The organism is Azospirillum sp. UENF 211521, from assembly GCF_058780535.1.
The window spans coordinates 2,263,150-2,280,471 of the sequence record NZ_JBSNCF010000001.1 but is presented as its reverse complement, the minus strand read 5'-3'; the positions used below and the strand labels follow the sequence as shown (position 1 = coordinate 2,280,471).

The 17,322-nt window shown below is 67.1% G+C and carries 15 protein-coding genes and 1 pseudogene; 7 read left to right on the top strand and 9 right to left on the bottom strand.

Features of this window, described 5'->3' with window-relative positions; translation table 11 throughout:
• The first annotated feature begins 35 nt into the window (after positions 1-35).
• From tmk to ACWPN5_RS10650, 5 genes are all read left to right on the top strand, one after another.
• A complete protein-coding gene (gene tmk, locus ACWPN5_RS10670; RefSeq protein WP_145686177.1) occupies positions 36-668 on the top strand; it encodes a dTMP kinase in 633 nt (210 codons plus the stop codon).
• A gap of 1 nt (position 669) precedes the next feature.
• Positions 670-1,788, top strand: a complete 1,119-nt coding sequence (locus ACWPN5_RS10665) for a DNA polymerase III subunit delta' (RefSeq protein WP_200478447.1) — start codon at positions 670-672, stop codon at positions 1,786-1,788.
• Between the two features lie 72 nt (positions 1,789-1,860).
• Complete coding sequence (gene metG, locus ACWPN5_RS10660) at positions 1,861-3,411, top strand: methionine--tRNA ligase (RefSeq protein WP_145686173.1); 1,551 nt, start codon at positions 1,861-1,863, stop codon at positions 3,409-3,411.
• A gap of 6 nt (positions 3,412-3,417) precedes the next feature.
• Positions 3,418-4,215 carry a TatD family hydrolase gene (locus tag ACWPN5_RS10655; protein ID WP_492295383.1) on the top strand — a complete coding sequence of 266 codons (798 nt, stop codon included), beginning with the start codon at positions 3,418-3,420 and terminating at the stop codon, positions 4,213-4,215.
• The gene (locus tag ACWPN5_RS10650; protein WP_200478446.1) at positions 4,212-5,039 is read left to right on the top strand and encodes an MBL fold metallo-hydrolase; all 828 of its coding nucleotides are present in this window, start codon (positions 4,212-4,214) and stop codon (positions 5,037-5,039) included. The genes ACWPN5_RS10655 and ACWPN5_RS10650 overlap by 4 nt, the downstream gene beginning before the upstream one ends.
• Before the next feature lie 34 nt (positions 5,040-5,073).
• Here the strand turns inward: ACWPN5_RS10650 and ACWPN5_RS10645 are convergent, their stop codons facing one another.
• Positions 5,074-6,252, bottom strand: coding sequence for a lysozyme inhibitor LprI family protein (locus ACWPN5_RS10645; RefSeq protein WP_492295382.1), 1,179 nt, complete (start codon positions 6,250-6,252; stop codon positions 5,074-5,076).
• Positions 6,253-6,497: 245 nt separating this feature from the next.
• Between ACWPN5_RS10645 and ACWPN5_RS10640 the strand changes: the two genes are divergently transcribed.
• Positions 6,498-7,400: a DUF4384 domain-containing protein gene (locus tag ACWPN5_RS10640; RefSeq protein WP_145686154.1), complete on the top strand. Its 903-nt coding sequence runs from the start codon at positions 6,498-6,500 to the stop codon at positions 7,398-7,400.
• A gap of 7 nt (positions 7,401-7,407) precedes the next feature.
• Here ACWPN5_RS10640 and ACWPN5_RS10635 read toward each other — a convergent pair whose 3' ends face one another.
• The 8 genes from ACWPN5_RS10635 to ACWPN5_RS10600 all read right to left on the bottom strand — a co-directional run bounded on the left by ACWPN5_RS10635 (position 7,408) and on the right by ACWPN5_RS10600 (position 15,854).
• Positions 7,408-8,214: a PP2C family protein-serine/threonine phosphatase gene (locus tag ACWPN5_RS10635; RefSeq protein ID WP_492295381.1), complete on the bottom strand. Its 807-nt coding sequence runs from the start codon at positions 8,212-8,214 to the stop codon at positions 7,408-7,410.
• Positions 8,215-8,355: 141 nt separating this feature from the next.
• A complete protein-coding gene (locus ACWPN5_RS10630; RefSeq protein WP_247888340.1) occupies positions 8,356-8,586 on the bottom strand; it encodes a hypothetical protein in 231 nt (76 codons plus the stop codon).
• 189 nt (positions 8,587-8,775) lie between these two features.
• A complete protein-coding gene (locus tag ACWPN5_RS10625) occupies positions 8,776-9,792 on the bottom strand; it encodes an agmatine deiminase family protein (RefSeq protein ID WP_492295380.1) in 1,017 nt (338 codons plus the stop codon).
• A 399-nt stretch (positions 9,793-10,191) separates the two neighbouring features.
• Entirely contained in the window at positions 10,192-11,025 is an 834-nt protein-coding gene (locus tag ACWPN5_RS10620) for an ABC transporter permease subunit (protein ID WP_137138499.1), read from the bottom strand.
• Entirely contained in the window at positions 11,022-11,945 is a 924-nt protein-coding gene (locus ACWPN5_RS10615; RefSeq protein ID WP_492295379.1) for an ABC transporter permease subunit, read from the bottom strand. Before ACWPN5_RS10615 ends, ACWPN5_RS10620 begins: the two co-directional genes overlap by 4 nt.
• Positions 11,942-13,093 (bottom strand): ABC transporter ATP-binding protein, encoded by a 1,152-nt coding sequence (locus tag ACWPN5_RS10610; protein ID WP_200478449.1) that lies wholly within the window; start codon positions 13,091-13,093, stop codon positions 11,942-11,944. The genes ACWPN5_RS10615 and ACWPN5_RS10610 overlap by 4 nt, the downstream gene beginning before the upstream one ends.
• 97 nt (positions 13,094-13,190) lie before the next feature.
• The gene (locus ACWPN5_RS10605) at positions 13,191-14,291 is read right to left on the bottom strand and encodes an extracellular solute-binding protein (RefSeq protein WP_014240469.1); all 1,101 of its coding nucleotides are present in this window, start codon (positions 14,289-14,291) and stop codon (positions 13,191-13,193) included.
• A 219-nt stretch (positions 14,292-14,510) separates the two neighbouring features.
• Complete coding sequence (locus tag ACWPN5_RS10600) at positions 14,511-15,854, bottom strand: glutamine synthetase family protein (protein ID WP_145686128.1); 1,344 nt, start codon at positions 15,852-15,854, stop codon at positions 14,511-14,513.
• Between the two features lie 165 nt (positions 15,855-16,019).
• Here ACWPN5_RS10600 and ACWPN5_RS10595 point away from each other — a divergent pair.
• Positions 16,020-17,301 (top strand): annotated as a pseudogene (locus ACWPN5_RS10595) (NAD(P)/FAD-dependent oxidoreductase).
• Positions 17,302-17,322 lie beyond the last annotated feature (21 nt).

Here is a 17,322-nt window from a genome sequence, read left to right as displayed (position 1 = left end):
AAGGCGGCGGGCCTCATCACCATCGGGAGCAGACCATGACGCGCGGGCGGTTCATCACGCTGGAGGGCGGCGAGGGGGCGGGCAAGACCACCCAGATCCGCCTGCTCGCCGACGCGCTGATCGGTTGGGGAAAGCGGGTCGTGCTGACCCGCGAGCCCGGCGGCTCGCCGGGGGCCGAGGAGATCCGCGGCCTGCTGGTGTCGGGGGAGACCGGGCGCTGGGGTCCGGTGACCGAGGCGCTGCTGCACACCGCCGCCCGCCGCGACCATCTGGAGCGCACCGTCTGGCCGGCGCTTGAGGCCGGGCACTGGGTCATCTGCGACCGCTTCTTCGACAGCACCATGGCCTATCAGGGCTACGGGCTGGGGCTGGGGCGCGATCTGGTCGCCACGCTCCAGGCCACGGCCCTGGGCGACTTCCGGCCCGACCTGACCCTGATCCTCGACCTGCCGGTGGAGGACGGGCTGGCCCGCGCCGCCGCCCGGCGCGGCGGGGAAGACCGCTATGAGCGCATGGACGTCGCCTTCCACCACCGCCTGCGCGACGGCTTCCTCGACATCGCCGCGCGCGAGCCGGAGCGCTGCGCGGTCGTCGACGCCGGACACCCCGTGGAAACGGTGCAGGCGGCCATTCTCGACCATGTGACCCGCCGGCTGGGAGCCTCCTGAGGTGAGCCGCGCCCGCGTGCCCGAACCGGTCGCGGAGGAGGACGCCCTCGCCCCGCGCCGCAATCCCGATCTGACCGGCCATGACGACGCCGAGCGCCTGTTGCTCGACGCCTGGAACTCCGGCCGCCTGCCGCACGCCTGGTTGATCGGCGGTCCGCCGGGGATCGGCAAGGCGACGCTGGCCTTCCGCTTCGCCCGCTTCGTCCTGTCCCAGGGGCACGAGCCGCCGGACACCGGCCTGTTCGGTGCGCCGCCTCCTCCGGCCTCGCTGGCGCTGACTCCCGACACCCCGGTCTTCCGCCGGGTGGCGTCGGGCGGGCACGCCGACCTGCTAACCGTGGAGCGCCAACGCGACGAGAAGCGCGACCGGCTGAAGCGCGACATCGCCGTGGACGACGTGCGCAAGATCGGCCCGTTCCTGCGCAAGACCGCCGCCGAGGGCGGTTGGCGCGTCGCGGTGATCGACGGCGCGGATCGCATGAATCTCAGTGGCTTGAACGCCATTCTCAAGATTCTGGAAGAGCCGCCGCCGGGCGCCTTGCTGCTTCTGGTCAGCGACAATCCCGGTGGTATGCTACCCACCATCCGTTCGCGCTGTCGCAAGCTGACGCTTCAACCGCTTCCTGAGGAAACGGTCCTCAACCTGTTGGCCCAGCATCGTCCGGACCTCGGCGACGAAGACCGCGCGGCGCTCGCCCGGCTGGCGGAGGGCAGCATTGGCCGGGCCATCGGGCTTGCCGAGGCCGGTGGGCTGGACCTTTACCGCGAGCTGATCGGCCTGCTCGGCACCCTGCCGCGGCTCGACATCACCGCCGCCCACGCCTTCGGCGACAAGCTGACCCGCAAGCAGGACGACGGGCTGTACGAGACGGCCACCGATCTGCTCGTCTGGTGGCTGGCCCGCTTCGTCCGGTCGCTGGCCCGCGGCGCCTGGCCGGCGGAGGTGGTGGCCGGGGAGGCCGCCCTGATGACCCGTCTGGCCAACGCCCGCGGCCTTGAACGTTGGGTGGAGGTGTGGGAAAAGGTCCAACGCCATTTCGCCCGTGCGGAATCCGCCAATCTCGACCGCAAACAGGTGGTCCTGAACGCCTTGGCGACGCTGGAAGCGGCTGCTACTTAACACGGACGACACACCACGCCCATCCGGACCGGCGACGCGCCGGGCCGGCGCATTCTCGGGAGAGCCTCTGCCATGACCGGGTCGAAGACCTTCTACCTGACGACTCCGATCTATTACGTGAACGACGTGCCGCACATCGGGCACGCGTACACCACGCTCGCCTGCGACGTGCTGGCCCGCTTCATGCGGCTGGACGGCTATGACGTGAAATTCCTCACCGGCACCGACGAGCACGGCCAGAAGGTGGAGAAGTCCGCCATGAACGCCGGCATCGCGCCGCAGGAATTCACCGACCGCGTGTCGAAGAATTTCCGCGACCTCGTCTCGCTGATGAACTTCTCCAACGACGACTTCATCCGCACGACGGAGCCGCGGCATCTCGCGTCGGTGCAGGAATTGTGGCGCCGTCTTGAATCGGCCGGTGAGATCTATCTCGGCAGCTACGCCGGCTGGTACTCGGTGCGCGACGAGGCGTTCTACGGCGAGGACGAGCTGACCACGTCGCCGTCGGGCAAGAAGATCGCCCCGACCGGCGCGGAGTGCGAATGGGTGGAGGAGCCCTCCTACTTCTTCCGCCTCTCGGCTTGGCAGGACCGCCTGCTGGAGTTCTATGAGCAGAACCCGGACTTCATCGCCCCGGCCGGCAAGCGCAACGAGGTCGTCGCCTTCGTGAAGTCGGGGCTGAAGGACCTGTCGGTCAGCCGCACCACCTTCAAGTGGGGCATTCCGGTGCCGGGCAACCCCGACCACATCATGTATGTCTGGCTGGACGCCCTGGCCAACTACATCACCGCGGTCGGCTTCCCGGACGAGGGTGGCGAGTACGCCAAATACTGGCCAGCCAACCTGCACATGGTCGGCAAGGACATCCTGCGCTTCCACGCCGTCTATTGGCCGGCCTTCCTGATGGCCGCCAAGCTGGCCCCGCCCAAGCGCGTCTTCGCGCACGGTTGGTGGACCATCGAAGGCCAGAAGATGTCGAAGTCGCTGGGCAACGTCATCGCGCCGGAGACGCTGGTCAACACCTACGGCCTGGACCAGACCCGCTACTTCCTGCTGCGCGAGGTGCCGTTCGGCAACGACGGCGACTTCTCGCACAAGCAGATGGTTCAGCGGATCAACGGCAACCTCGCCAACGACTATGGGAACCTCGTGCAGCGCTCGCTGTCGATGATCGGCAAGAACTGCGGGGCCGCCGTGCCGCAGCCGGGCCCCTTCACCGAGGCCGACAACGCCCTGCTCGGTGCCGCCCACAACCTGCTGCCGATCGTCCGGGCGGAGTTCCAGGCGCAGGCCTTCCACAAGGCGCTGGACGCCATCTGGGCGGTGATCGGCGACGGCAACCGCTACGTCGACGAGCAGGCGCCCTGGGCGCTGAAGAAGACCGATCCCGCGCGCATGGCCACCGTGCTGTACGTGCTGGCCGAGACCATCCGCCAACTCGCCATCCTGACCCAGCCGATCATGCCGGAAGCCTCGGCGAAGATCCTGGACCAGCTGGCGCAGGGGCCCGACGCCCGCGGGTTCGACCGGCTGGGGGCGGGTGGGGCGCTGATCCCCGGCACGCCGCTGCCCACGCCGCAGGGCGTGTTCCCCCGCTATGTGGACGAAGCGAAGAGCTGACGAACGATGCTGGTCGATAGCCACTGCCATCTCGACTTTCCCGATTTCGCCGAGGAGCTGGACGCGGTCGTCGATCGCGCCCGGCAGGCGGGGGTGGGGCGGATGGTGACCATCTGCACCTACCTGTCGCGCTTCGACCGCATCCTGGCGGTCGCCGAACGCTACGACGACGTGCTTTGCTCGCTCGGCGTCCATCCGCATCAGGCGGCGGAGGAGATCGCCGGGGTGTCCGTCGAACGCCTCGTCGAGCTGTCGAAGCATCCGAAGGTGATCGGGCTGGGCGAGACCGGGCTCGACTACTTCTACGACAAGAGCCCGCGCGACGTTCAGCAGGAGTGCTTTCGCCGGCACATCCGCGCCAGTCTGGAGACCGGCCTGCCGCTGATCGTGCACACCCGCGACGCCGACGACGACACCATGCGGATCGTCCGCGAGGAGGCCGCCGACCAGCCGGTCAACGGCTTGCTGCACTGCTTCAGCTCCGGCCGGCAACTCGCTGAAGAAGCACTGGATTTCGGTTTCTACATTTCCCTGTCGGGGATCGTCACCTTCAAGAAGTCGGAGGACCTCCGCGCCATCGTGAAGGACGTTCCGCTCGATCGGATTCTGGTGGAGACGGACGCGCCCTATCTGGCGCCGATTCCGTTCCGCGGGAAGCGCAACGAGCCGGCCTACGTTGCCCACACCGCGGCCTGCGTCGCCGAGGTCAAGGGCATGGACGCGGCGGAGATGGCCCGGATCTCCAGCGAGAACTTTTTCCGCCTCTTCCCCCGCGCCGGCTCGGCCGAACGGGCCGTTGCATGAACGGTCAACGGGTCACGATCCTCGGCTGCGGCGGATCGCGGGGCGTCCCCGTGATCGGTCTCGGCTGGGGCGCTTGTGACCCGGCGAACCCCCGGAACCGTAGGATGCGCCCATCCATCCTGGTGGAGTGGGAGCACGGCCAGGGGATCGGACCGGAGGCCGGGCAGGGCGGCCGTCTGGAGAGCGCTGTCAGCGTCCTGGTCGACACCTCGCCGGACCTGCGTCAACAACTCCTCAACGCGGATGTGCGGCGGGTGGACGCCGTTCTATGGACCCACCAGCACGCCGACCACGCCCACGGCATCGACGAGCTGCGGGAGCTGTGCCGGGCGATGCACGCACCCATCGACGCCTATGGCCGCGCCGAAGACCTCGCGGAGTTAGAGCGGCGCTTTGCCTACTGCTTCGACCCCTTGCGCCCCGGCGATCCCTTCTACCGTCCGGTGCTGACGCCCCACGCGGTGGAAGGCCCGTTCACGGTGCGCGGCCACCGGATCGTGCCGTTCGAGCAAGACCACGGCTACTTGAAGACTCTCGGCTATCGGTTTGATGACTTTGCTTATTCGACCGATGTTGTGAGATTGGATGATGCTGCCTTCGCGGCGCTTGAGGGGGTCGAGGTGTGGGTGGTCGATTGCGCCCGGATCGAGCCGCCGCATCCGGTTCACGCCCACCTTGCCCTGACGCTGGAGTGGATTGCGCGGGTACGCCCCAAGCGGGCCTACCTGACGCACATGGACCAGACCATGGACTACGACACGCTCCGCCGGCTGCTGCCCACCGGTGTCGAGCCCGCCTACGACGGGCTCGTCATCGAGCTTTGATGTTGTGGTTTCCCGGGCCAGGGCAGGGCGACGGTCAGTCGTCCGGCATGATCAGGCCAAGGCGACCAGCGATGAAGCGGTCCGCAGCCGCTTTGGCCGCCTGATCCGCCGTCTGCGAGTTCAGCTTGAACTTTTCCCTGTAAATCTTTGATGTCGCAGTGATTGCAGCGGGCAGGGCGTGCAGCGCCGCGCGGTAGTCCTTCTCCGGCCAAACCTCGAAATCATCCCAGGACCGGAAGGCGGCCACGGCCTTTCCGCGCTGTTCGGCCATCTTCCTGGCCTCGGCGGACATCGGCGATTCCAGCAGCGTGCTGGGCACCAACGACGCCTGAAGGTCGTCCACCTCGAACTGGCGCTCATAGCCGTGACGGATGCTGCCGCGCTCCACCAGGGCCGGTTCGATGGCCGGATCGATGTGGGCGGACACCGTCTTCCATTCCGGAAGATCGAACACCGACGACGGTGGAGCGCACAGGCCGGGCGTCTCGTCGCGCGCGTTGCCCCAGAAGGCGCCGAAGGCCTCGAAAGCCGGTTGCCCATGCCTAGTGAACAGGAAGCAGGGCGCGTCCATTTCCGTGGTCGACAGGACGTGGCGCAGGAAGAGCAGCGCCGTGCCCAGGGACGCGCTTGGAACGTCGCCAAGATTTCTCATCTCTTCAAGGAGATAGGGATCTTTTGGAAGATCCTGGTTGAGAATTTCATCGACCAGCCGGCGCACCGCGGCGTCCTTGTCGGGCACCGCCACAGATCCGCTTTGGTAGAGATAGACCAGCCATGCCTTGGCCGGCGCACCGTTGTAGCGCCGCAGTGCCGCGGCGGCGGCCTTGGCGTCCTTCGGAATGCCCGCGACGATCGCGGCCAGCGTCTTCTGGCCCGCCGAGTTCTGGGAAGCCAGATCGGTGGCGCGCGCCTCATACAGGGCCCGGCAGGCCGGAATGGCCGACGTGTCGGCGCAGCGGCCGTCACGGTCCGTCAGAAAGGCCTTCTGCGCACGCTCGATGGCATCCCGGCCTTCGGCCGGCGTGTTCCCCAGGGTGTCACGCAACAGCGTCGTCAAATCCTCGGCGGCGACCTTCAGATCGGCGCTGGCGCAGATGGTGCGCTCGGCTCGACCGGACGGCTTGGCGCAATCGGGTGGCGTTTGGGCCGCGGCGGCAACGGGGATCAGGCAAAGCGACAGCATGGGGCCGAAAAGCCACGAGGAACGAGGCATAAGGCGCAGCCTTTATCGACGGGATGGAACGGAGAATGGACGCGGGAACGAGCCGCGACGATAGTGCATCGACCGGAACGCCGGAAGAGACGGATTGGTGCCCTGCACTCTTCCGATGGCTTATATTTTCCATAATACAGATTATATGATCGGCCGTCATCCTGACGTCCGGGCGCCTCCGCCCTTGGCGATGCCCGCAATGCGCGCTACATAAACCGCAGTTTATACCCAACGGTCAGGTTCCGGTGAACGACGCCTCCGCGCCGACGTTTGCGACGACGACATGGCGGCTTCGATGGGCCGCGGGACTGCTCGCCGCCGTCATCGGAATCATTGCATGGCCGGTCCATGCCACCACCGCCTCCGAGACCCAGGCCGAGACCCAGGCCGAGGCCGAGACCGAAACCCCCGCAGACAGCGAAGCCGGGGCGGCACCAACACTCCCCACACCGGTCGATCCGCCGCGTCCCGCCGTGCCGGACCTGTCGGGGTTGCGTACAGCCCTGGCGGAGTTCCAGTGCGCCGAACTGGAGGTCGCGGTCGGCAAGGACCAGAGGGTTGCGATATCCGGCCTGACCGCCGGCGATACCGATCCCGACAGTCTCGCGCTGCTCGCCCAGGATTACGTCACCGGCCAGCGGGCCGCCGTGGACATCGAGCGCGCGTCCCCTGCCCTGTGCGAACCCCTGACCCTGATCGGCGCGCTGCGGACCAGCAACGCCGGCTTGGCGGCGCCCGTGGCGATCCGCCTCGAAGGCGGAATCGGCATAGCGCTCCATGGCGGTCAGGATTTGGTGTTCGACGTGGCCGCACCCGATTTTCCGGCGCATCTTCAGGTGGATTATTTCACCTCTGACGGCGACGTCATCCATTTGTTGCCCAATCCACTGGAAATCAGCGGCCGGGTTGAGGCCGGCGCGGTCCGCCGCCTGGGAGAACGCGGCGCCGGAGGGCGATTCTGGAGCATCGGGCCGCCCTACGGTCACGAACTGATCGTCGTGATCGCCAGCCCCTCGCCGCTGTTTGCGTCGCCGCGGCCCGAGGCCGAGCCGGCGTCCTCCTATCTCCCGGCCTTGAAGCAGGCCCTGGACGCCGCCGCGCCGACCACCGTGGCCACCGCGCGCTTCCTGAAAACCAGGGCGCCCTGACGGTCGTTCAGGCCGGAAGAAGGACGAAACGGGCGAGGATGAGGGTGATGTTGTCCGGCCCGCCGGCCCCGTTGGCGAGGTCGATCAGCCGGGCGCAGGCGTCTTCGGCGGTGGGAGGCGGCTGCTGGGTGAGAATCCGCTGGATCACGCCCTCCGGCACGATTCCCGTGAGCCCATCCGAGCACAGAAGGTAGAGATCGTCGGGCCGCAGATCGTGGACGGCGATGTCGGGCTCGACCTGCTCCCCGGTGCCGAGCGCGCGGACGATGATGTTCCTTTGAGGTGCCTGCCCACGCCGCCCATTGTCGAGCCAGACCTGATAAAGGCTGTGATCGCGTGTCAGCGGACGCAGTTCGCCGTCGCGCAAACGATACAGCCGGCTGTCTCCAGCATGGAAGACGACGATGCGGCCGGTTCCCGGCACCCGCCAGAGCCCCACCAGCGTGGTGCCCATGCCGCGCCCTTCGGCGAATCCGCGCTGGCGGTTCAGGGTGTTGATGCGACGGTTGGCGGCCGCCACCGCGGTGCGGACCGTCGTTGCGGCCTCGGCCGCCGCCCTCTCTTCCTCCAGCGGTGATGGCGTGCCACCGCTGGCGGTCCCATCGGCTTGGTCCTGGGGCGCAAGGACCGCAGCGATGACCTCCACCGCGGTACGGCTGGCGATGTCGCCGCCGGCGTGCCCGCCCATGCCGTCGCAGATCACCGCCAAGCCACGCGCCGGATCGAGGTGGAACGAGTCCTCGTTGCGCGACCGGACACGGCCGACATCCGTCTGACCGGCGGCGATCATATTGATCAGGGCGGAATGAATCACGCGAACGGCTCCAGCGCGTTACAGCCGAACCAGCTTCCTGGCAACAGCCTTCGGCAACGCGAAAAAACCGCCTCGGCTCTGCATACGATAATGGCGGAGAGCGAACCGATTGAACAGCGGGAAAGGACGCGTGAAAACGCCTCAGACGCTGACGTCGAGGAGCGTGCCGCGCTGCTTGCCGCCGTAGCCGGTGCCGTTGGTGCGGGCCTGCACCGCCGCCGTCTGCGGATCAATGGCCTGCCCCGACTGGGTCGCGTTGCGCGTCTCCCGCGTCGGGTCCATCTTGCCCACCGCCTGGGTCGCCTGGACCGTCTGGGTGCGGACAGTGGGCGTGGTCTGCTGCGCCGCCTGCACCGCCGGAGACATAGCCATCTGCATCGCCGGTGTGATCGGCGTCTGCGGCTTTGCCATCGGGGGCATATTGAGCGGATTTACCTGCATGACAGAAAGATGCGCCCCCACTCCGATCGATTCAAGGTCCGAAACGACGCAGTGTCTTGTTCAAAAAAGCGAAGGCCGCCCCAACCTTCGCCTTCTCGCGGTCGGAAAAAAGGGGCTGCGTCAGACCGCGGGCTGCTGCTGGGTGATGCAGTGGATTCCGCCGCCGCCGCGCACGATGTCGAGCGCCGGGACCTGCACCACCTCGCGGTCCGGGAAGGCGCGGCGCACAACGCGGAAGGCCTCGTCGTCCGCCGGATCCTCGAAGGCCGGCATGACGATGCCGCCGTTGGCGATGTAGAGATTCGTGTAGGACAGGGTCAGCCGAACGCCATTCTCGTCGCGCCGCGCCGGCTGGCGGACCGGGATGACCTCCAACTCGCGCCCCTGGGCGTCGCGGGCGCGCTTCAGCCGGTCCAGATTGTCCTGGAACGCCTTGAAATTGGCGTCGCCGGGATCGTCGGTGGTGATCGCCATCACGACGCCGGGCTTCACGAACAGGGCGATCTCGTCGATGTGGCCATCCGTCTCGTCGTCCTGATAGCCCTCGCCCAGCCAGATCACGCTGGAGATGCCGAGATGCTCCTTCAGAAGCTCCTCAATCTCCGCCTTGCCGAGATTTGGGTTGCGGTTGGGATTCAGCAGGCACTGCTCGGTCGTCAGCAGCGTGCCCTCCCCGTCCACATGGAAGGAGCCGCCCTCCATGACCAGGGGGGCTTCGAAGCGGCGCAGGCCGAGATGCTCCAGCATCAGGCGCCCGACCTGCTGGTCTTTGGCGCTGTCCGGATAGTTACCGCCCCAGGCGTTGAAGCGCCAATGGACGCCGGCCACCTGCCCTTTCCGGTCGGTGACGAAGCTGGGCCCGGTGTCGCGGACCCAGGAGTCGCTGATGGGCAGGGGCAGGATCTCGATGCCCGGCCCGCAGGCCAGGGAAGCGTCGGCGACGTCGGCGGGATCGCAGACCATGGTCAGCGGCTCGAACCGGCTGATGGCGCGGGCGACGTCGGTGTAGGCGGCAGCGGCGGCGTCGAAAGCCCCTTCGGGCCAGGTCTCGGGCCGGCACGGCCACGCCATCCAGCAGCGGGTGTGCCGTTCCCATTCGCCCGGCATGGTGAAGCCTTCCGCCGCCGGTGTCGTCATCTTTGAATCTCCTGCCAAATCCCTGAACGGTCCGGCTCTTGTGCGTGGCCGGAGCGGGTCGCCACAGCGTCACCCGTGACCACGGTCACCCTAACCACGGAGCGAAGGATTTGGCAACGGCCACCAAAGGGGCCATCGGAATGCCCGGAGGGGCAGCGCGCTCGACCGCTCAGCGGCGGGAGGGCGGACGATCCGAATAACGGCGCTTGGGCGCCGAAAAAGGCATCGAAAAACCAAGACGAAGCATGGGGAACCATAAGAGCGCGCGCACGATACGACCTCATTCGCTGTTGCAGATGCCAATACAATAGCAAATGCAGCGGCGAACGGCCACCCCGCCGCCTGCGGCCTAACGGCATAGCCCCTATGAGGCGGTGTTTGGGGGTGACAGGGGGCTTCTCAGCCCCCCTGCACCGCCATCTGTTCGTCCCGTTTCCGCTGACGCTCCTGCCGCGCCATGACCAGGCTGGCGATGAAAATGCCGGTGGCGACCACCACCATCATCAGAGTCGCCAGCGCGTTGATCTGCGGGCTGATGCCGAACTTCACGCTGGAGAAGATGACCATGGGCAACGTGGTGGAGCCCGGACCCGACACGAAGCTGGCGACCACCACGTCGTCGAGCGACAGGGTGAAGGCGAGCAGCCAGCCCGACACGATCGCCGGGGCGATGATCGGCAGCGTGATGACGAAGAACACCTTGGCCGGGCGGGCGCCGAGGTCCATCGCCGCCTCTTCCAGGCTCTCGTCCAGGCTGACGAGGCGCGACTGGATGATGACGGCCACATAGGCCATGGTGAAGGTGGTGTGGGCGATGGTGATCGTCGTCATGCCGCGCCCGTCCGGCCAGCCGATGGCCTGCTCCAGCGCCACGAACAGCAGCAGAAGCGACAGGCCGGTGATGACCTCCGGCATGACCAGCGGCGCGGTGATCATGCCGCCGAACAGCGTCCTTCCACGGAAGCGCCCGAAGCGGGCCAGCGCCAGACCGGCGACGGTGCCGAGCACCACCGACGCGGTGGCCGACATCGCCGCCACCTTGAGCGACAGCCAGGCCGCCCCGAGAAGCTGGTCGTTCTGCAGAAGCTCCGCGTACCATTTGGTGGAGAAACCGCCCCACACCGTGACCAGCCGCGACTCGTTGAAGGAGTAGAAGATCAGCAGCGCGATCGGCACGTAGAGGAAGGCGTAGCCGAACCACAGCGCCCAGGCCAATTTTCCCATCTGCTTCATCGCCCGGCCTCCGCCTGGCGCCCCTGGACATGCTGGAAGACCATGATCGGCACCACCAGGAACAGCAGAAGAGCGATGGCCACCGCCGAGGCGACGGGCCAGTCGCGGTTGGCGAAGAACTCGTTCCACAGCACGCGGCCGATCATCAGCGTGTCGGGACCGCCCAGCAATTCCGGCGTCACGAACTCGCCGACCGAGGGGATGAAGACCAGCAGCGACCCGGCGATGATGCCCGGCAGAGACAGCGGCAAAGTCACCGTCAGGAACGCCTTCCAGGGCCGGCAGCCGAGGTCCGCCGCCTCCTCCAGCAGCGTCGGGTCGAGCTTCTCCAGCGTCGCGTAAAGCGGCAGCACCATGAAGGGCAGATAACAGTAGGTCATGCCGATGTAGACGGCCCAGTCCGAGTACAGCAGCTCGAACGGCTCCGTCGTCAGGCCGGTCCATTGCAGCAGGTTGTCCACCACCCCGTTGGCCTTCAGGATGCCGATCCAGGCGTAGATGCGGATCAGGAAGCTGGTCCAGAAGGGCAGGATGACCAGCATCATCAGCGGCCCGCGCTTGGCCGGCTCGGCCCTGGCGATGGCGTAGGCCATGGGGTAGCCGAGCAGCAGGCAGCAGACGGTGGTGACCAGCGCGATCTTCACCGAGTTCAGATAGGCCAGGATGTAAAGGTCGTCCCCGCCCAGCCGCAGGTAGTTGGACAGGTTCAGCAGGATCTGGAGCTTGGTCGTGCCCGCATCCTCGTCCACCAGCCAGTCGATCAGCGGCGCGTAGGGCGGCTGCGCCAGCATCGCCTCCGACAGGCTGATACCGAACACGATCAGGAAGGGCACCAGGAAGAACAGCAGAAGCCACAGGTAGGGGATGGCGACCACCATCCCCCGCCCCCACAGGCCGATCCGGCGCAGAAGGTCGATCATTGCGTCAGCACCACCCCGGCGAAGGGACGCCAGCTCAGATGCACCTCATCGTCCCAGGTGATGGGCATCTCGGTGCGCCGCACCACGTTGGGCGCCGTGACGCGCACCGTCTTGCCCGTCTTAAGCTCGACCAGATAGATCGACACGTCGCCGAGATAGGCGATCTCGCGCACGATGCCGCTGGTGACGTTGCGCCCGTCACTGTTGGCCGGCGGCTCCTTGCTCAGCGCGATCTTCTCCGGGCGGACGGCGACGCCCACCGTGGCGCCGGCGGGGACCGCCACCGCGTGGTTGATGTAGAGGTCGCAGCCGGCGTCCTCGGAGCGGATCAGCACATGGTCGGCCTGATCCTCCACCACCCTGCCCTCGAACATGTTCACCGAGCCGATGAACTCGGCGACGAAGCGCGATTGCGGGTACTCGTAGATCTCGGTCGGCGTGCCGGTCTGGGCGATGACGCCGTGGTTCATGACGGCGATCCGCGAGGACATGGTCATCGCCTCCTCCTGGTCGTGGGTGACCACGATGAAGGTGACGCCCAGCTTCTCCTGGATGTTGACCAGCTCGAACTGGGTCCGCTCGCGCAGCCGCTTGTCGAGCGCGCCCAGCGGTTCGTCCAGCAACAGCAGCTTGGGCCGCTTGACCAGAGAGCGGGCCAGCGCCACGCGCTGCCGCTGGCCACCGGAGAGCTGGTGCGGCTTGCGCTTGCCGAACTGGCCGAGCTGGACAAGGTCGAGGATCGCCCCCACCCGTTCCTTGATCTCGGCCTTGGCAACGCCATCCTGCTTCAGGCCGAAGGCGACGTTCTGCTCCACCGACATGTGCGGGAACAGGGCGTAGGACTGGAACATCATGTTGACCGGCCGCTCGTAGGGCGGGATGCCGGCCATGTCGACGCCGTCGATGAAGATCTTGCCCTCGGTCGGCGTCTCGAACCCGGCGAGCATGCGCAGCAGGGTCGTCTTTCCGGAGCCGGAGCCGCCCAGCAGGGCGAAGAACTCGCCCCGGTAGATCGACAGGCTGACCTCGTCCACGGCGACGAAATCGCCGAAGGTCTTGGTGACCTTCTCGATTCGCACATAGGGCTTCTGTCCCGGGTCCTGCCAGGGTTCCAGGCGCGTGGGCTTGCGGATCGGCTGGACGGCCATGCGGGTCCTCTCGGCGTCCTCTCTCATGGGAACGCCCCGGCCGTTCCCGATGGGAAACGACCAGGGCGCGTGTCGTGCGTGCCGGTTCGCGGCGCGCTTACTTGCCGGTCTTGACCTTGGTCCAGACGCGGGTGCGGGCCCGGTCGGTGGTCTGCTTGATCGACTTCAGCGCGAACAGCTTGAGGCTGCTGTTCTCCGGCAGGAAGACGGCCGGGTTGGTCTTCACGCCCTCGTCAACCGAGGCCAGCGAGGCCGGGACGGCGTTGGCGTAGCTGACCGTGTTGGACACCGCCGCGATGTTCGCCGGGTCGAGGATGAAGTTGATGTAGGCGTGCGCGCCCTCCTTGTTCGGCGCGTCCGCCGGGATGGCCAGCGTGTCCCACCACACCTGCACGCCTTCCTTCGGCGTGATGTATTCGACCTTCACGCCGTTCTTGGCTTCCTCGGCGCGGGCCGCACCCTGGATGGCGTCGCCGTTGTAGGCCATGACGACGCAGGCGTCGCCGCCCGCCAGGATGTTGATGTTCTGGCCGGTGACGAACTGCTTGATGTAGGGGCGCACCGCCAGCAGCGTCTTCTCGACCTTGTCCAGATCCTCCTTCTTCTCGGAATTCGGATCGAGGCCGAGGTAGTTCAGCACCGACGGGATCACGTCGATGGCCGAATCCATCACGGTGATGCCGCAGGCCGCCACCTTCTTCGCCACCTCCGGCTTGAAGATCAGGTCCCAGCTGTCAAGCGGGACGTCGGGGGCGACGGCCTTGATCTTCTCCGGGATGATGGCAATGCCGACCGTGCCGCCCAGATAGGGCACGGCGAACTTGTTGCCGGGGTCCGAGTTCTCGAGGAGCTTGAGGACCTTCGGGTCGACGTTCTTCAGGTTCGGGATCTTCGCCTTGTCGAGCGGCGCCACGACCTTCGCCTGGATCATGCGCGACAGGGTCGGCTCGGCGGTCGGGACGATCACGTCGTAGCCCGACTTGCCGACCAGGACCTTCTGCTCCAGCAGCTCAAGGCTGTCGTAGAGGTCCACCTTGGTGTCGTAGCCGGTGGCCTTCGTGAAGTCCGCCAGCGTCGATTCGCCCAGATAATCGTTCCAGATGTAGATGTTGACCGGCTTCTTGGCCTGGGCCAGCGCCGGGCCGGCGATGGCGATCGCCGCGACGGCGCCGATGACGCTGAGAGCGAAACGTTTCATGCAGAAAGCCCCCGAATTCTGGATCGTTCGTCAGTTCGTGACTGGTCGACTTTTTTCCATTCGACGTGAGGGGCGGCGTGCATCGCACGGCGTCCCCGGCGCGAGCGCTATTGCACCCACGGGGGGGTTGGTTGTCAACGGTTTGCGGGGGGTTTTGCGGGTTTTGCGGAACGCAAACGCCCCCTTCCGCGGCAACGGCGGAAGGGGGCGGAAAAATGCTCAAACGTTCAGCAGAAGATTTTCGCGCTCCCAGGAACTGATCACCCGGTGATAGGCCTCGTACTCCGCCTCCTTCACGCAGGTCACCGCGTCGAAGAACTTCTCGCCCAGCACCTCCTTCAGCGGCTTGCAGGCGTTGAACTTCTGCAAGGCATCGCCCTGGTGGCGCGGCAGGGTGAAGGCCAGCCGGTAGGCCGAGCCCTTCACCGGGTCGGTCGGCTCCAGCCCCTGGGCCATGCCGAGATAGCCGCAGGCCAGCGAGGCTGCGATGGCGAGGTACGGATTCGCGTCCGCGCCGGCCACCCGGTTCTCCACCCGGCGCGAATCGGCGGGCGAGACGGGAACGCGCAGGCCTGTGGTGCGGTTGTCGCGGCCCCAATGCACGTTGATCGGCGCGTCGGAGTTCGGCACCAGCCGGCGGTAGGAGTTCACGTTCGGCGCCAGCAGCGGCATCGCGTAAGGCAGATACTTCTGCAGCCCGGCGATGTGGGACATGAACAGCGGCGTGTCCGCCCCGTTGGCGTCGGAGAACAGGTTGCGTCCGGAATCCGCGTCGACCACCGACTGGTGGATGTGCATGGCGCTGCCCGGCTCGTTCTGCATCGGCTTGGCCATGAAGGTCGCGTAGACCTGATGGCGCAGCGCCGCCTCGCGGGCCGTCCGCTTGAACAGGAAGGCCTGGTCGGCCAGCTCCAGCGCGTCGCCGTGGTTGAAGTTGATCTCGATCTGCGCCGCCCCGGCCTCGTGGGTCAGGGTGTCGATGTCGATGTCCTGCGCCTCGCAGAAGTCGTAGACCATCTCGAAGATCGGATCGAACTCGTTCACCGCGTCGATGCCGAAGGCCTGCCGCCCGCTCTCCACGCGCCCGTTGCGCCCGATCGGCGGCACCAGCGGGTAGTCGGGGTCCTTGTTGACCTGGACGAGGAAGAACTCCAGCTCCGGCGCCACCATCGGCTTCCAGCCGCGCTCCTCGTAAAGCGACAGCACCCGCTTCAGCACATGGCGGGGCGAGAAGTTCACCGGGCCGCCGTCGGCGTAGACGCAGTCGGTGATGACCTGGGCGGTCGGCTCTTCGTACCAGGGGACGAAGCGGATCGTCCGCTCGTCGGGGATCATGTAGATGTCGGAATTCTCATCCGAGGTGACCGAATCGTCCTCCGGATACTCCCCGGTCACGGTCTGGACGAAGATCGCCTCGGGCAGCCGCAGACCGCGGTCGCGCAGGATGCGCAGGAACTTCTCGGCGGGCACGATCTTGCCGCGCGCGATGCCCGACATGTCGGGCACGAGGCATTCCACTTCGGTGATGCGGTTCTTCTTGATGAAGTCTTCCATGAAACCCATGAACGTATGGACCGCACCGGACGGTGGGCAGCCCCTCCCTGCTGTGAATGACCCGCATACTATGATCCCGCACCCCCTCCTTGCGCCAGAGGGGAACAAAGATCCTGCCCATATGACCGCTGGAATCATTGACGGGGCGGGGGTCTCTCCCCTAACTCGGCGGTCATGCCGACCTCATCCCACATCCGCTCGTGGTACGCCGACACCGCAACTCCGCACCCGCAGCACCCGGCGCTGGAGGAACTCGCTGTCCTGCGACGTCTGCGTGGTCGGCGGCGGCTACACCGGGCTGATGACCGCGCTGGAACTGGCCGAGCAGGGCTACGACGTGGTCCTGCTGGAAGCCAACCGCGTCGGCTGGGGGGCGTCGGGCCGCAACGGCGGGCAGATCATCACCGGCTACAACAAGTCGATGAGCACCATCGAGCGCTGGGTCGGGAAAGAGGACGCGCGGCGGCTGTGGGACCTCGGCGAGGAGTCCAAGGCGCTGCTGGCGGAGCGGGTGGCCAGACACGCCATTCCCTGCGATCTCACCTGGGGCTTCGCCCACGCGGCGGTGAAGCCACGCCATCTGGACGACGTGGCGGCCATGGAGCGCGAGATGCGCGACGGCTACGGCTACACCAAGGTCCGCGCGCTCGACCGCGCGGCCATGCGGGCGGTCGTGGGCAGCGACGCCTATGTCGGCGGGCTGGCCGACGACGGAAGCGGCCATCTGCACCCGCTGAACTACGCGCTGGGCCTCGCCGATGCCGCCGCCCGGGCGGGCGTTCGCCTCTTCGAGGACAGCCGCGTCACCGCCATCGACACCGGCGACCGCCCCGTCGCCACCACCGCGAAGGGCCGGGTGACAGCGCGTTTCCTGGTGCTGGCCGGGAACGCCTATCTGGGGACGCTGGCGCCGCGCCTGTCGGCCGTGGTGATGCCGGTCGCCACCTACATGATCGCCACCGAACCGTTGGGCGAAGCCACCGCGACCTCCCTGCTGCCGACCAATCTGGCGGTCAGCGACATGAACTTCGTGCTGAATTACTTCCGCCGCTCCGCCGACCACCGGCTGCTGTTCGGCGGCGGCGTCAGCTATTCCGGGCTGGACGCGCCGGGGCTGAAAATCGCCATGCGGTCCAAGATGCTGGCGGTGTTCCCGCAGCTCCGCGGCGCCGCGGTCGATCACTTCTGGGGCGGCCATGTCGCCATCACCATGAACCGCATGCCGCAGGTCGGGCGCCTGACGCCGACCACCTGTTTCGCCCACGGCTATTCGGGCCATGGGGTGGCGCTGGCCGGCATGGCCGGACGGGTGATGGCGGAGGCGATCCGCGGCACGGCGGAGCGGTTCGACGTGTTCGCCCGCGTGCCCCACCTGCCCTTCCCCGGCGGGCGGCGATTCCGCACACCCGCCCTTGTCCTCGCGATGCTCTGGTTCCGGCTGCGCGATCTGCTGTAACCTGCCCGTCCCATTCGCCGC